The sequence below is a fragment of the Ralstonia sp. NFACC01 genome (assembly GCF_900115545.1).
Taxonomy (GTDB): Bacteria; Pseudomonadota; Gammaproteobacteria; order Burkholderiales; family Burkholderiaceae; genus Ralstonia; species Ralstonia mojiangensis.
This window is the reverse complement of the sequence record NZ_FOWV01000021.1, coordinates 1-14,043: the sequence shown is the minus strand read 5'-3', so window position 1 is coordinate 14,043 and position 14,043 is coordinate 1. Positions and strand designations below refer to the sequence as shown.

Here is a 14,043-nt window from a genome sequence, read left to right as displayed (position 1 = left end):
GCGCACCTCCTCGGATTGCGATACCTGCCCTTGCGGCTCTGCCACGGGCTGGCGTCGCTGTTTGATCCACTGGTACAGGCTGTGCTGGCTCACGCCTAACCGCTGCGCGACCTCGGCCACGCTGTGGCCTCTATCCACGACCTGATTGACCGCCTCGACCCTGAATTCTTCGGTGTATCTCTGTGCACTCATCGCACCTCCTGTCTAACCTCTAGTTTGAGGCTCACAGGTGTCTACTGGGGCCGGGGCGATTCACGGCTTCCAGACACTCAAAGCCGACGCTCGGTGGCTCGTCGATGTGGCCGCATGGCCCGCGCGGCTCAAGCGGCCTGCGGTTTTAGCCAGTCGATGGTGGGTTGGTGCTGCGCAGCCAGCCAATCATTGGCCGTCTTGAAATGCCCGCATCCCAAGAACCCCCGATGCGCTGACAGCGGCGAGGGGTGCGGCGCCTCCAGCACGAGATGCCCATCTGACAGCAGCGCGCGCTTGGCTTGCGCGTGGCTGCCCCACAGCATGAACACCCGCTTGTGACCGACGCGCGCGAGTTGCTCTAGTAGGCAATCGGTGATGCGTTCCCACCCGCGCTTGGCGTGGCTCGCAGCCTGACCTTGCTCGACAGTGAGCACCGTGTTCAGCAGCAGCACGCCTTGCTGTGCCCAGCCCTCCAGGTTGCCGGAGGTGCCTGGCAGCTTGCAGCCGAATTCGGCTTCGATTTCCTTGTAGATGTTGCGCAGGCTTGGCGGTACGCGCACGCCGGCCGGCACTGAAAATGCCAGCCCATGCGCCTGCGGAATCTCGCGGCCATCGACGGTGCCCGTGCCGTGATACGGGTCCTGGCCGAGAATGACGACGCGCACATCGTCCACCGAGGTCAGGTGCAGCGCACGGAAGACATCCGTCGGAAAGATCGGCTTGCCCGCCGCGCGCTCGCCATCGACGAAGGCGCACAACTCGGGCCAGTTGGTCTGCGCAATGCAAGGCGTCAGCACGGCCTTCCAGTCGGCGGGCAGTGCGTCGAATTGCCTCGCCAGCGGGATGAAATTCCCAGCGGGGGTGTCCACCGCGGGTTCATCGAAGAGCGCGGCCTGCGCTGGATTGGCGCGTCGCGTCATGTCTGGCCCCCGATGGCTTTCGCGCGCAACTGGTAGCCGCGTTGCGCCTTGCTGATGTCGAGCGGCGTGAGTCCGGTCACGGCGGTGCGCAGCGTCTCGGTCCAGGCATGCAGTCGCTCGGCAATTGCGTCTTCGCTGAGCGTGCTGTCAGCGGCCGGCTTCCACTCCAGTTCCAGTTCGTCGATCGGCTCGCGCGCTTGTGTGCCGGGGATTAGGATGGCGCCGGCGTCCAGCGCGATCTCGATCTCACCGCCATCCGCTGCGACATGCCACAGGCGGCGCGTGAAATTGGTGCGGAACAGCGGCGCAAGCGCAGCTGCGTGTGGCCGAACATAATCGGCGGCTTCAGCGGCGTTGTGGGCGACGAAGGCATCGACCGACAGCACATCGTTCTGCAGCGGCACCTCCCATTCGTGGCGGGCGCTCAAACCGGACGTACTCACTGCTGCGGTCTTCAGCGTTTGCAGCCATTGACTGCCCTGACGGCGCACGCGCAACGCGGCGCGATTGCGTGCCAGCGCCTGGTCGGGCGTGTCGTAATAAACGTTCGCCAATTCCACCGAGCCGGCCGCCTGCGCATGGGCGTCCAGCCATCCGACCAGGGCGTCGTGCGCGCCGGCCGATACGGCCAGCTTCAGCTCAATCTCGCGGGCCATTGTCTGGCGCTCAGGCAAACAGGCGGGCGAGTTCGGCACCCGGGTCTTCCGCGCGCATGAAGGCTTCGCCGACGAGGAACGCGTTGACCGCAGCGGCGCGCATCTTGCGCACGTCGTCCGGCGTGAGAATGCCGGATTCCGTCACGACGATACGATCGTCCGGCATGTGTTTGAGCAGGTCGAGCGTGGTGTCGAGCGAGGTCTCAAACGTGCGCAGGTTGCGGTTGTTCACGCCCACCAGCGGCGTTTGCAGACGCAGCGCGCGGTCCAGCTCATGGCCGTCGTGCACTTCCACCAGCACGTCCAGGCCGAGTTCGAGCGCGCACGCTTCGAGTTCGACCATCAGGCCCTGATCCAGCGCAGCGACGATCAGCAGGATGCAGTCCGCGCCCCACGAGCGCGCTTCGTATACCTGATACAGATCGACCATGAAATCCTTGCGCAGCACCGGCAGCGTGCAGGCGGCGCGCGCCTCGCGCAGGTAGTCGGCGTGGCCCTGGAAGAACTGCTCGTCGGTCAGGACCGACAGGCACGCGGCGCCGTGCTCCGCATAGCTGCGGGCGATGTCGGCGGGCTTGAAGTTCGGACGCAGCACGCCCTTGGACGGCGACGCCTTTTTCACCTCGGCGATGACGGCGGCGTTGCCGGCGGCGATCTTTTCGCGCATCGCCTTGGCAAAGCCGCGGGGGCCGAGCGCGCTGTCGTTTCGGTTGGCTTCAGCTTCGGCACGCACGCTGGCGAGGTCGCGGTGCTTGCGCGCGGCGGCCACTTCTTCGGCCTTCACGGCCAGGATTTTCTGCAGGATGTCGGACATATCAGGCTTTGAACTGGTTGGTGACGCGCACGAGTTCGTCGAGCTTGGCACGCGCTGCGCCGGAGGCGATCGCCTCGCGGGCCAGCTTCATGCCGTCGCCGATTGAACCGGCGATGTTGGCTGCGTACAGCGCCGCGCCCGCGTTGAGCGACACGATTTCGCGCGGGGTGCCGGGCTTGTTTTCCAGCGCGTCGATCAGCATGGCTTTGGACTCTTCCGCGTCGGCCACTTTCAGGCTGCGGTTGGAGACCATCTGCATGCCGAAGTCCTCCGGGTGGATTTCGTATTCGGTCACCACGCCGTCTTTGAGTTCCCCGACGAGCGTGGCGGCACCCAGCGAGACCTCGTCCATGCCGTCCTTGCCGTAGACGACCACGGCGTGCTTGGCGCCCAGGCGCTGCATCACACGCACCTGAATGCCGACCAAGTCCGGGTGGAACACGCCCATCAGGATGTTCGGCGCGCCGGCCGGGTTGGTCAGCGGCCCGAGGATGTTGAAGATCGTTCGCACGCCCAGTTCCTTGCGGATCGGGGCGACGTTCTTCATGGCGGGGTGGTGATTAGGCGCAAACATGAAACCGATGCCTGCCGTCTCGATGGATTCGGCCACCTGCTCGGGCGTGAGCATGATGTTGACGCCCAGCGCTTCGAGCACATCGGCGCTGCCCGACTTGGAGCTGACGCCGCGCCCGCCATGCTTGGCGATGCGCGCGCCGGCCGCTGCCGCCACGAACATCGAGGCGGTGGAGATGTTGAACGTGTTGGCGCCGTCGCCGCCCGTGCCGACGATGTCGACAAAGTGATCGGACACCTCAGCGGGCACATCGACCTTGGTGGCGAATTCGCGCATGACGGTGGCAGCGGCCGCGATTTCGCCGATGGTCTCTTTTTTGACGCGCAGCCCCATGGTGAGGGCGGCTGCCATGACGGGCGACATCTCGCCGCGCATGATGAGCCGCATCAGGTGCAGCATTTCGTCGTGGAAAATTTCCCGATGTTCGATACAGCGGACGAGCGCTTCTTGCGGAGTGATGGACATGGTCGTTCCGTATTCAGTTGGGCGCTGCCGTTGCCGCAGCCGGGGTGACCGGCTGTGCGGCGTCGCGCAAGGCGCCGATGCGCTCACGCGAGAGATCGGCCTCACACGCGGCTTCTGCCAGTTCGGCATCGGGCGCATTGCGGGCCAGGCGGCGGGACAGGTCGCATTCGGCCTGCCGGTAGAGTTGGTGTGCGCGCACGGTGCGGTCGAATGCCATGGCGACGCCGCGGTCCGTGCCTTTGTTGGCAGCGATACGGGCGCGGAGCGCGGTGCGGCGTGTCGATTCTGCAGACGCCAGTTCCGTTTGCGCCGCCTTGCGTGCGGTCTGCACGCATTGGGCGACGTTGCCGGCCTCAGGCTGAGCGGCGCGGCAGGCTTCCAGCGTACCGGCCATCGCCGGCAGGCTTGCCGTCATCGCCAGCGCCACCGCGCACGCGCCGCGCATCAGACGCGTTCCTTCAGGAAGTTGGCAAGCAGCGCGTGGCCATGTTCCGATAGGATCGATTCCGGGTGGAATTGCACACCTTCGACGGGCAGCGTCTTGTGGCGCACGCCCATGATTTCACCGTCTTCCGTCCAGGCGGTGATTTCCAGGCAGTCCGGCAGCGTTTCGCGCTCGATCGCCAGCGAGTGATAGCGCGTCACCTTGAAATGCCGCGGCAGGTTGGCGAACACGCCCACGCCGGTGTTTTCGATGGTGCTGACCTTGCCGTGCATCACCTTCTGCGCGCGGATTACGCGCCCGCCGAACGCATCGGCAATCGCCTGGTGCCCGAGGCACACGCCCAGGATGGGCACGTGCCCCGCAAAGTGCTTGAGCGCCGGAACCAGGATGCCGGCTTCCGTCGGCGTGCACGGGCCGGGCGACAGGCAGATGCGCTCCGGGTTCAGCTTTTCGATCTCTTCGATCGTGATCTCGTCGTTGCGCACCGTGTGCACATCCTGGCCGAGTTCGCCGAAGTACTGGACGATGTTGTAGGTAAAGGAGTCGTAGTTATCGAGCATCAGCAGCATGGTGTTCTCCTTGACCTCAGAAATCGGCGTCGAGGCCGTCTTGCACTTGCTCAGCCGCACGCAGCACGGCGCGCGCCTTGTGTTCGGTTTCTCTCCATTCGGCATCCGGGTCCGAATCGGCCACCACGCCGGCGGCGGCCTGCACGTAGAGATTGCCGTCCTTGATGATGCCGGTGCGGATGGCGATGGCCAGGTCCATCTCGCCCGAGAACGACAGGTAACCGACCGCGCCGCCGTAGATGCCACGCTTGACCGGCTCCAGCTCGTCGATGATCTCCATCGCCCGCACCTTGGGTGCACCCGAGAGCGTGCCGGCCGGGAAGGTCGCGCGCAGCACGTCCATGTTGGTCATGCCGGGCTTCAGGCGGCCCTCGACGGAACTGACGATGTGCTGCACGTGCGAATACTTCTCGATGACCATCTGGTCCGTCACCTTGACGGAGCCGATTTCGGCAATGCGGCCGATGTCGTTGCGCGCCAGGTCGATCAGCATGACGTGCTCGGCGATTTCCTTCGGGTCGTTGAGCAGTTCGGTGGCCAGTTCGGCATCGCGCTCGGGCGTGCTGCCGCGCGGACGGGTGCCTGCCAGCGGGCGGATGGTGACGATGCGGGCGGACTCGTCCGCGCCGTTGCCGTTGTTTTCAGCAGCCGGCACACGACGCTCTTCCTGGCGCACCAGGATTTCGGGCGACGCGCCGACGATCTGCATGTCGCCGAAGTTGTAGAAGTACATGTACGGCGACGGGTTCAGCGAGCGCAGCGCGCGGTACAGCGAAAGCGGTGCGTCGCGGAACGGCTTGACTAGGCGCTGACCGATCTGCACCTGCATCATGTCGCCGGCGGCGATGTATTCCTTGGCCTTGAGCACGGCGGTGATGTAGTTCGCCTTGTCGAACTCGCGGATGGTGTCGGTGCGCACCGACGGCGACGTCACCGGCACATCCACCGGCTGGTGCAGCTTCGTGCGCAGCGCGCGCAGGCGCTGTTTGGCGCGTGAATAGGCCTCGGGCTTGGACGGATCGGCGTAGACGATGAGGTAGAGCTTGCCCGACAGGTTGTCGATCACGGCCAGCTCTTCGCACAGCATGAGCTGGATGTCGGGCAGTTGCAGATCGTCGGGCGGAGCGGTTTCAGCCAGGCGGGGCTCGATGAAGCGCACGGCGTCGTAGCCGAAATAACCAGCCAGGCCACCGCAGAACCGCGGCAGGCCCGGGCGCAGCGCCACTTTCTGACGGCGCTCGAACGCGGCAATGAAGTCCAGCGGATTGCCGTCGTGCGTTTCCACCACCTTGCCGTCGGTCACCACCTCGGTGTGGTTGCCCTTGACGCGCAGCAGCGTGTGCGCGTGCAGGCCAATGAAGGAGTAACGCCCGAAGCGCTCCCCGCCCACCACCGATTCCAGCAGGAACGTATGCGTGCCGCGGTCGTGCGATTGCGCCAGCTTCAGATACAGCGACAGCGGCGTCTCCAGGTCGGCCAATGCCTCGGCAATCAGCGGAATACGGTTGTAGCCCTGGTCGGCCAGCGATTTGAATTCGAGTTCGGTCATGAGCGGTCAGGTCGATTCGCCAGGCGGGCGGTTGCGCGCCCATCGGCATGCGTTCGCTCCACGGCAAACGCAAGAGCGTCAATGATGCCGTCGGAACGTTAGCAGAACATCAGGGATGGGAACGCGCGAACGTCGTAAAAGCGACCGTGCGATCCCGCAAGGGTCGTCCGCAGCCGATAGCGGGCCAGCGGAAGACCGGCGGGCGGTCAGCGTTTGGGGCAGGAGATGCGAGGGTGGTTCGGGAGGCGCGTTCGTGACGCGCCAGAGTGCCAAAACCGAGGAAGAACGATCAGCAGCCGTGCAAACGCTTACGCCCGGACGAGGGCGTGCCAGGGCCGCCAGGGCCAGGCCCCCCGGTCACCACCAGCGTCGACGCGTTTGCGATTCAGGAACATGGATCGTCAGTTGGAAGCGGCAGAGACGATGCTGTGTGGCTCTGCAAAGGGCCGGATCAGCTCAGCTGCCGCAAAAAGTGTGTCGACTATAGCATCGGCTCCTGCGCCCTGTATAGGCTGGCCGTGGTTGTAGCCATACGGAACCGCCAGCACGCGCATGCCGGCAGCACGGGCCGCGCGGGCGTCGTTTTCCGAGTCGCCAATGGCCACGATTTCAGCCGGTGTCACGCCAAGTGCCTCCGCCACCCGCAGCATGGGGTACGGATCGGGCTTGCGATATTGGAAGGCGTCACCCGGGTAGACGAGGTCGAAGTACGTGTTCAGACCGAGCTGCGCTAGAAGCGGCTGCGTGAAGTCGTGTGGCTTGTTCGTCACGCAAGCGAGAGCGAGGCCCATGTCGCGCAATGCAGCCAGCCCCTCGCGCACGCCCTCATAGACGTTCACGTGTTGACCGTTGATGGCGATGTAGGCGCGCTGGTACGCCTCCAGCCCCTCCGCAAAGCGGCTGTTGGCCTGGGCCGGCGGCAAGCGCGCATCCAGCACGCGCCGCACGAGGTTTTCAGAGCCTTTACCGACGTAGCCGACAACTTCTTCGGCGGGCATGTCCGGCGCGGCGCCAAGCGCTTCCAGCATCGCATTGATGGCGGCGTGGAAGTCGCCCGCCGTGTCGACCATCGTCCCGTCCAGGTCGATGATGACAGCGCGGACGGGGCCGCCGGGTAGCGCGCCCGTCGTCATGCCAGGGGTGCCAGCGCTTGGCGCAGCGCGCCCACGGTGCCGCGGTAGCCGCCGTCCGCATCCGGCTTGCCGAACACGGCCGAACCCGCGACGAAGGTGTCAGCGCCGGCTTTGGCAATCTCAGCGATGTTGTCCGCCTTCACGCCGCCGTCGATCTCAAGCAGGATCTTGCGGCCGGTCTTGTCCTGGTATGCGTCGAGCTTCTGGCGAACGGCGCGCAGCTTGTTCAGCGCTTCCGGAATGAACGATTGGCCGCCAAAGCCCGGGTTGACCGACATGATGAGCACCATGTCCAGGCGATCCATCACATGATCCAGATAGTGCAGCGGCGTAGCCGGGTTGAAGACGAGGCCAGCCTTGCAGCCGTTGTCGCGGATCAGCGCCAGCGAGCGGTCGATGTGCTCCGAAGCTTCCGGGTGAAACGTGATCAGGTCAGCGCCGGCTTTGGCAAAGTCCGGGATGATGCGGTCGACGGGGCTGACCATCAGGTGCACGTCGATCGGCACCGGCTTGCCGTCCTTTTGCGCGTGCGGGCGGATCGCCTCGCAGACCAGCGGCCCGACCGTCAGGTTCGGCACATAGTGGTTGTCCATCACGTCGAAATGGATCCAGTCGGCGCCCGATTCGAGCACGCGGCGCACTTCTTCGCCAAGGCGGGCGAAGTCGGCGGACAGGATGGACGGGGCGATGCGGAAACCGGACGGATCGATGGCTGCGGACATGTTGGGAGACGGATAAGGCGCGCAGATGCGCAAAGGAGGCCGCTATTTTAGCCGGATCGGCCGTCTGTCCGCGCCTTGCCGCTGCCACAGCCATGCCGCACAATGGGCGCCAATTCTGATTGTGGATCGACATGCCGAGCTACGAACTCACCGTCCAGGTCCGGACGCGCTACCTGCCGGAGCAATCCGAACCCGAGCAGGGCAGCTACGCCTTCGCCTACACCATCACCATCCGCAACACCGGTGACGTGCCGAGCCAGCTTATTTCCCGCCACTGGCTGATTACCGACGCCGACGAGCAGGTGCAGGAAGTGAACGGCCTGGGCGTGGTTGGCCACCAGCCGCTGCTGCCACCGGGCGAATCCTTCGAATACACGAGCTGGGCGACCATCAAGACACCCGTGGGCACGATGCGCGGCGAATACTTCTGCGTGGCCGAAGACGGTCACCGCTTCGAGGCGCCCATCCCCGAATTTGCGCTGGTGATGCCGCGTATGCTGCACTGATCGAGAATCAGGGCGCGTCGGATTTGGCTGCTTGCGAATCTTTCGAGGCGCCGGCGGTCGATTCCGAAGGCTTGGCAGCGTCGCTGTGGCGCGACGGGTGTTCGGGCGGCGCGCGCAGGGGGCGCGGGTGCTTCTTGGCGCCCGACATCGTCCAGATCACGATGAAGATCAGCAGGAACAGCGCCACGCCGGCCTCCAGGCCGAACAGCATCATCGGATGGTTTTCAAAGAATTCGCTCATGGTCGACGACGGGAAGCTCGGGTGCGAGGCATTGTAGCCAAGCCCGCGGCCGCATCGGACAGGATGGAACACGCATGACAGCAGCAACCTTGAACGCACCGACTCGGGCTCGCAACGCTCTGCACCGCCGATGGGCTGCGCGGTTCGGTTCTCTGGCCGCAGCCCTGGTCACCGCAATGCTGGCAGCCTGCACGAGCGGGCCGCCGCCGCGCGTCGAAGCGCCGCAGGCGCCCACCGGCACGCTCGGCGGGCATCTGGCGCCTGCCACGTGGGCTGATGTGTCCGGCTGGACTGTCGATGACCTTGCCTCCGCCTGGCCCGCACTGCAATCGAATTGCCAGGCGATGAAGCGCCGCGCCGAATGGTCGCGCGTGTGTACCGCCGGTTTGATGGTCGATGCCAGCGATCCGATCGCCATGCGCGTCTTCTTTGAAGACAACTTCACGCCGTATCGGGTTGTGAAGGACGACGGCACCGACAGTGGTCTCATCACCGGTTACTACGAACCGCTGCTGCGCGGCTCGCGCACCCGCCACGGGGCCTATCAGACGCCGCTGTACCGCATGCCCGCAGCGTGGCGCGGCAAGACGCTGCCGGCCCGCGCGCAATTGATCCGCAGTCCGGCGCTCCAGGGCCAAGAGATTGTCTGGGTGGACGACCCGGTCGAAGCGGCGTTCCTGCAGATCCAGGGTTCGGGCCAGGTTCAGTTGGAAGAGGGCGGCATCATGCGCCTGGGCGTGGGCGGGACCAATAATCAGCCGTTCCGCTCGTTCGCCCGCTGGTTGCTCGACATGGGTGAAATCACGCCGGTGCAGGCAACCATGCAGGGCATCAAGGCGTGGGCGCGCGCCAATCCGGGCCGCGTCGAGGAGATGCTCAACATCAACCCGCGCTACGTTTTCTTTGCAGAGACGCCTGGCAACACGGGTGGCCCGATCGGCAAGCTCGGCGTGCCACTCACGGACGAGCGTTCGATTGCCGTGGACCCGACTTACATTCCGCTGGGCTCCCCGGTGTTTCTGTCGACAACCAAGCCGCTGTCGACCGATCCCATCCAGAAACTCGTTTTTGCGCAGGACGTAGGTTCAGCCATTCGCGGCGCCGTGCGTGCTGATTATTACTTCGGCCATGGCGATGCCGCGGGCGATCTGGCTGGGCGCATGAAGCAGGCGGGCCGCCTTTGGGTGCTCGTGCCGAAGGGTGGCAGCGTGGGCGTTGCCGCCCGCTAAGACGAGGGACTAACCGCGTCGCAAGTCCACCACGCGGCGCGCCTTGCCGACTGAGCGCTCGATCCCGCCGCTGGCCAGCGTTTCGATCGCGGCTGTCACACCAATCAACGACTTGATGTCGTGCGCCAGTTGGCTGCTGGCAGATCGGGCTGCGTCGGCCGACGCGCCCAGCGCCGCCTCGATCCGCACCGTCAGCGTATCCAGCGGCCCTTCCTTGCCGAGCACGCATTGATAGTGCGGCGAGAGTGCCACGTGCTTCAGGATCAATTCTTCGATCTGCGATGGGAACACGTTTACGCCGCGCACGATCATCATGTCGTCGCAGCGGCCGGTGATTTTTTCCATGCGCCGGAAGCCCGGACGCGCCGTGCCCGGCAACAGACGCGTCAGATCGCGCGTGCGATAGCGCACCACGGGCATCGCTTCCTTGGTCAGCGACGTGAAGACCAGTTCGCCGAATTCGCCGTCGGGCAGCACTTCGCCCGTGTCCGGATCGATGATCTCTGGATAAAAGTGGTCTTCCCAGATGGTCGGGCCATCCTTGGTTTCGGCGCATTCGCTGGCCACACCTGGGCCCATCACTTCTGACAGGCCGTAGATATCGACCGCTGAAAGCCCCATGCGTGCTTCGATGGCGCTGCGCATCTCGGGCGTCCATGGCTCGGCGCCGAAGATGCCGATCTGCAGGCTCGACGCGGCCGGGTCCATCCCCTGGCGTTCGAACTCGTCGGCAATCGCCAGCATGTAGCTGGGCGTGACCATGATGATCTGCGGCTGGAAATCGGCGATCAGCTGCACTTGTCGCTCGGTCTGCCCCCCGCCGAACGGGATGGCCGTCAGCCCAGCGCGCTCCACGCCGTAATGCGCGCCCAGGCCGCCGGTGAAAAGCCCGTAGCCGTAGCTCACGTGGACCTTGTCGCCGCGCCGTGCCCCCGCCGCCCGAATCGAGCGCGCCACTAACCCGGCCCACGTATCGATATCCGCCAGCGTGTAGCCGACGACCGTGGGTTTGCCCGTCGTGCCCGACGACGCATGGATGCGCGCGATCCGATCCTGTGGCACCGCAAACATGCCGAACGGATAGTTGTCGCGCAGATCAGCCTTGGTCGTGAATGGAAATCTCGCCAGATCGGCAAGCGATCGCAAGTCCGACGGATGCACGCCCGCCGCGTCGAATTTGGCCCGGTACGCTGGCACGTTCTCATACGCATGCGCTAGGCTGTGTTTCAAGCGTTCAAGCTGCAACGCCTGGATGGCGTCGCGGCTAGCGGTCTCGATCGGATCGAGCGGCAGGTCGGTCGAGCGGGGGCGCATGCGGGTCTCCTCGGGACACCGTCATGCGGCGTCCTCTTGTGGTGGCGCGATCTCGGATCTTTATAACGATGGCGAGGCTAGACCTCGCTGCTGTCGGAAACGGGAATGACGTGGCCGCGAATCTGTGCGGACTTGCCGCGAAACATGGCGACCACCTCGCCGGCCTGATTTGTCACGCGCACGTCGTAGATGCCGTGACGGCCCGAAAGAACCTGCTCGATGGCTTCGGCGACCAGCACGTCGCCGCCGTGCGCCGGCCGCAGGAATTCCACGCTGCAGCCCGCCGCCACCGTGTTGTGGTTGTGACTGTTGCAGGCAAACGCGAAAGCCGAGTCCGCCAGCGTGAAGATCAGCCCGCCATGACACGTGCGATGGCCATTCAGGAATTCCGGCCGCACGGTCATGGATAAGCGGGCATAGCCGGGCCCGACCGCCTCCACGCGCATACCGAGCCAGCTAGTGCAGGCATCGGCGTCAAACATGCTCTTGCAGGCGGCTTCGGCGAGGGCCTGCGCATCGTGGAGGGCGGTCTCGGTCATGCAGATTCCTCTATTCGCCGGTGAAATGCGCCACGCGCTTGTTGAGGAACGCATCGACGCCCTCGGCGTAATCATGGGAGTTGCCGAGTTCGCGCTGGAGGTCGCGTTCCAGATCCAACTGCGCGTCGAGCGACTGAGTAGGCGCCGCATGCATCGCCCGCTTGATGGCGGCCAGCGCCCGGGTCGGCTGCTTCGCCAGATGGTCGGCCATGCAATTCACTTCGGTCATCAGGATCTTGGCGTCGTGATAAACGCCCCAGATCAGGCCCCAGGCGAGCGCCGTCTTGGCGTCGAGCTTTTCCCCCAACATCGCCAGCCCCATGGCCCGCGCCACGCCAATGCGCTGCGGCAGGAACCCCGTTCCGCCCGAATCCGGCAGCAGCCCGATCTTTACAAAGGCCTGGAGGAAGCACGCATTCTCGGCGGCCATCACGATGTCGCACGCCAGCGCGAGGTTTGCGCCGGCGCCGGCGGCCACGCCATTCACGGCGGCAATCACCGGCAGGGGCATGGCACGCAGACGGCGCACCAGCGGGTTGAATTGCTCGTCGATAAGCTGGCCCAGGTCGGTCATCTGCCCGGGCGTGAAATTGAGTTCGGAAAGATCCTGCCCCGCGCAGAAGCCGCGCCCCGCACCGGTCAGGATCAGCGCGCGGGCCCGCTGGCGCTCCACCTTGTCCAGCGCGTCGCGCAGTTCCTGGTGCATGCCGGCCGTGAAGCTGTTGAGCTGATCGGGCCGGTTCAGCGTGATGGTTGCCACGCGTTCATGCCAGTCAAGCAGAATGGTCGGGCTAGTCATCTTGTCTCCTCCTCGGTCATCGGTTCATTGATTAACCGACCGGTTGGTCGGCTAATATTACATCCATTCCAACTGGAGCTTCCATGTCCTACGAAAACATTCTGGTCGAAACGCGCGGCCGCGTCGGTCTTATTACGCTCAATCGTCCGAAGGCGCTCAATGCCCTCAACGATGCGCTCATGGATGAGCTTGGCGCCGCGCTGCTCACCTTCGATGCCGATGCCAACATCGGCGCCATCGTCATCACCGGCAGCGAAAAGGCGTTCGCCGCGGGCGCAGATATCGGCGCCATGGCCGACTACGACTTCGCCACCGTTTATAAGAACGAATACATCACACGCAACTGGGAAACCATCCGCCGCATCCGCAAGCCGGTGATTGCCGCGGTGGCCGGCTACGCGCTGGGCGGGGGCTGCGAGCTGGCCATGATGTGCGACATCATCCTCGCCGCCGACACCGCCAAGTTCGGCCAGCCGGAAATCAAGCTTGGCACCATGCCAGGCGCTGGCGGCACGCAGCGCCTGCCGCGCGCCGTCTCCAAGGCCAAGGCCATGGATCTCTGTTTGACCGCCCGCATGATGGGCGCTGAAGAAGCCGAGCGCGCCGGCTTGGTCTCGCGCGTCATCCCCGCCGACAAGCTGCTCGACGAAGCCATCCACGCCGCAGAAACCATTGCCGCTTTCTCGCTGCCCACGGTCATGATGATCAAAGAGTCGATCAATGCGGCCTACGAGACCTCGCTTAGCGAGGGCGTACATCTCGAGCGCCGCCTGTTCCACTCGACATTCGCCACGGAAGACCAGAAAGAGGGCATGCGCGCCTTCGTCGAGAAGCGCGCACCCGCGTTCAAGCACCAATAAGCACGAGGTAGCGGAGTGATCTCGGGAATACCCGAGTGATAGTCTCGGGTATCCTTGTCCCCTTTTTGCGCGTGCTTAGCGGCCGCAATCCTAGGCACAGACGGGGCTGGCGGCGATTCTTCACGAACTCGTCATCAACCCGTCACGACAAAGGTGTTGCCAACCTCCAAGAACCCGCCTATAGTTCGCCCCTCGCTGCAAACGACAGTGCCGAAACGAAAGCGACGGCGGGGTGGTTGAGGCGGTGGAGAAGTAGTGGTGGAGCGGGTTTGCGGTCGATTGGGTGGTTGGTGATTGGCTGGAAATTCAGGAGTAGTTGGCGGCGAGTTGATGATAAAAATTCTTCGACGAGTTGTTGACAGCGACGAAAAAGCTCTGCATAATCTCGTTTCTCTGCTGCAGACAACGCAGCGACGCGGTGAACAAAGTTGATCGCGAAGTTCTTTAACAAGCAAACAGCCGATAAGTGTGGGCGCTTAATACTGGGTGCGGCGGATTTCGATTCGCTAGCTAACA

General features: G+C 64.6%; 18 protein-coding genes. 3 read left to right on the top strand and 15 right to left on the bottom strand.

Translation table 11 applies throughout. The features are described from left to right. From BM136_RS24890 to rpe, 10 genes are all read right to left on the bottom strand, one after another. The coding region (locus BM136_RS24890) for a transposase (RefSeq protein ID WP_254775587.1) at nucleotides 1-192 on the bottom strand (192 nt) is incomplete at its 3' end. A gap of 128 nt (nucleotides 193-320) precedes the next feature. Next, a complete protein-coding gene (locus tag BM136_RS24885) occupies nucleotides 321-1,112 on the bottom strand; it encodes a uracil-DNA glycosylase (RefSeq protein WP_092977144.1) in 792 nt (263 codons plus the stop codon). Further along, a complete protein-coding gene (locus BM136_RS24880; RefSeq protein WP_092977142.1) occupies nucleotides 1,109-1,768 on the bottom strand; it encodes a CYTH domain-containing protein in 660 nt (219 codons plus the stop codon). Before BM136_RS24880 ends, BM136_RS24885 begins: the two co-directional genes overlap by 4 nt. Before the next feature lie 10 nt (nucleotides 1,769-1,778). Then, the gene (gene trpC / locus BM136_RS24875) at nucleotides 1,779-2,582 is read right to left on the bottom strand and encodes an indole-3-glycerol phosphate synthase TrpC (RefSeq protein ID WP_092977140.1); all 804 of its coding nucleotides are present in this window, start codon (nucleotides 2,580-2,582) and stop codon (nucleotides 1,779-1,781) included. A 1-nt stretch (nucleotide 2,583) separates the two neighbouring features. Then, nucleotides 2,584-3,621, bottom strand: a complete 1,038-nt coding sequence (gene trpD / locus BM136_RS24870; protein ID WP_092977138.1) for an anthranilate phosphoribosyltransferase — start codon at nucleotides 3,619-3,621, stop codon at nucleotides 2,584-2,586. A 13-nt stretch (nucleotides 3,622-3,634) separates the two neighbouring features. After that, nucleotides 3,635-4,066, bottom strand: coding sequence for a lysozyme inhibitor LprI family protein (locus BM136_RS24865; protein WP_092977136.1), 432 nt, complete (start codon nucleotides 4,064-4,066; stop codon nucleotides 3,635-3,637). Beyond that, complete coding sequence (locus BM136_RS24860) at nucleotides 4,066-4,635, bottom strand: aminodeoxychorismate/anthranilate synthase component II (protein ID WP_092977134.1); 570 nt, start codon at nucleotides 4,633-4,635, stop codon at nucleotides 4,066-4,068. The genes BM136_RS24865 and BM136_RS24860 overlap by 1 nt, the downstream gene beginning before the upstream one ends. Before the next feature lie 16 nt (nucleotides 4,636-4,651). Then, entirely contained in the window at nucleotides 4,652-6,184 is a 1,533-nt protein-coding gene (gene trpE / locus BM136_RS24855) for an anthranilate synthase component I (protein ID WP_092977132.1), read from the bottom strand. 401 nt (nucleotides 6,185-6,585) lie between these two features. Further along, nucleotides 6,586-7,317: a phosphoglycolate phosphatase gene (locus BM136_RS24850; protein ID WP_092977130.1), complete on the bottom strand. Its 732-nt coding sequence runs from the start codon at nucleotides 7,315-7,317 to the stop codon at nucleotides 6,586-6,588. Continuing rightward, nucleotides 7,314-8,039 (bottom strand): ribulose-phosphate 3-epimerase, encoded by a 726-nt coding sequence (gene rpe, locus BM136_RS24845; protein WP_004636669.1) that lies wholly within the window; start codon nucleotides 8,037-8,039, stop codon nucleotides 7,314-7,316. Before rpe ends, BM136_RS24850 begins: the two co-directional genes overlap by 4 nt. 131 nt (nucleotides 8,040-8,170) lie before the next feature. Between rpe and apaG the strand changes: the two genes are divergently transcribed. After that, nucleotides 8,171-8,545, top strand: coding sequence for a Co2+/Mg2+ efflux protein ApaG (apaG, locus tag BM136_RS24840; protein ID WP_092977146.1), 375 nt, complete (start codon nucleotides 8,171-8,173; stop codon nucleotides 8,543-8,545). Nucleotides 8,546-8,552: 7 nt separating this feature from the next. Here the strand turns inward: apaG and BM136_RS24835 are convergent, their stop codons facing one another. Beyond that, the gene (locus BM136_RS24835; protein WP_092977128.1) at nucleotides 8,553-8,786 is read right to left on the bottom strand and encodes a hypothetical protein; all 234 of its coding nucleotides are present in this window, start codon (nucleotides 8,784-8,786) and stop codon (nucleotides 8,553-8,555) included. A 74-nt stretch (nucleotides 8,787-8,860) separates the two neighbouring features. Between BM136_RS24835 and BM136_RS24830 the strand changes: the two genes are divergently transcribed. Continuing rightward, nucleotides 8,861-10,015 carry a murein transglycosylase A gene (locus BM136_RS24830; protein ID WP_092977126.1) on the top strand — a complete coding sequence of 385 codons (1,155 nt, stop codon included), beginning with the start codon at nucleotides 8,861-8,863 and terminating at the stop codon, nucleotides 10,013-10,015. A 9-nt stretch (nucleotides 10,016-10,024) separates the two neighbouring features. Here BM136_RS24830 and paaK read toward each other — a convergent pair whose 3' ends face one another. The 3 genes from paaK to paaG all read right to left on the bottom strand — a co-directional run bounded on the left by paaK (nucleotide 10,025) and on the right by paaG (nucleotide 12,667). Continuing rightward, the gene (gene paaK / locus BM136_RS24825) at nucleotides 10,025-11,329 is read right to left on the bottom strand and encodes a phenylacetate--CoA ligase PaaK (RefSeq protein WP_092977124.1); all 1,305 of its coding nucleotides are present in this window, start codon (nucleotides 11,327-11,329) and stop codon (nucleotides 10,025-10,027) included. 77 nt (nucleotides 11,330-11,406) lie between these two features. After that, the gene (paaI, locus tag BM136_RS24820) at nucleotides 11,407-11,868 is read right to left on the bottom strand and encodes a hydroxyphenylacetyl-CoA thioesterase PaaI (RefSeq protein WP_092977122.1); all 462 of its coding nucleotides are present in this window, start codon (nucleotides 11,866-11,868) and stop codon (nucleotides 11,407-11,409) included. Nucleotides 11,869-11,878: 10 nt separating this feature from the next. Further along, nucleotides 11,879-12,667, bottom strand: coding sequence for a 2-(1,2-epoxy-1,2-dihydrophenyl)acetyl-CoA isomerase PaaG (gene paaG / locus BM136_RS24815; protein ID WP_092977120.1), 789 nt, complete (start codon nucleotides 12,665-12,667; stop codon nucleotides 11,879-11,881). Between the two features lie 83 nt (nucleotides 12,668-12,750). Between paaG and BM136_RS24810 the strand changes: the two genes are divergently transcribed. Beyond that, entirely contained in the window at nucleotides 12,751-13,527 is a 777-nt protein-coding gene (locus BM136_RS24810) for an enoyl-CoA hydratase (RefSeq protein WP_092977117.1), read from the top strand. 178 nt (nucleotides 13,528-13,705) lie between these two features. Here BM136_RS24810 and BM136_RS25540 read toward each other — a convergent pair. Continuing rightward, a partial coding sequence (locus BM136_RS25540) for a hypothetical protein (RefSeq protein WP_217649377.1) occupies nucleotides 13,706-14,043 on the bottom strand: 338 nt, incomplete at its 5' end.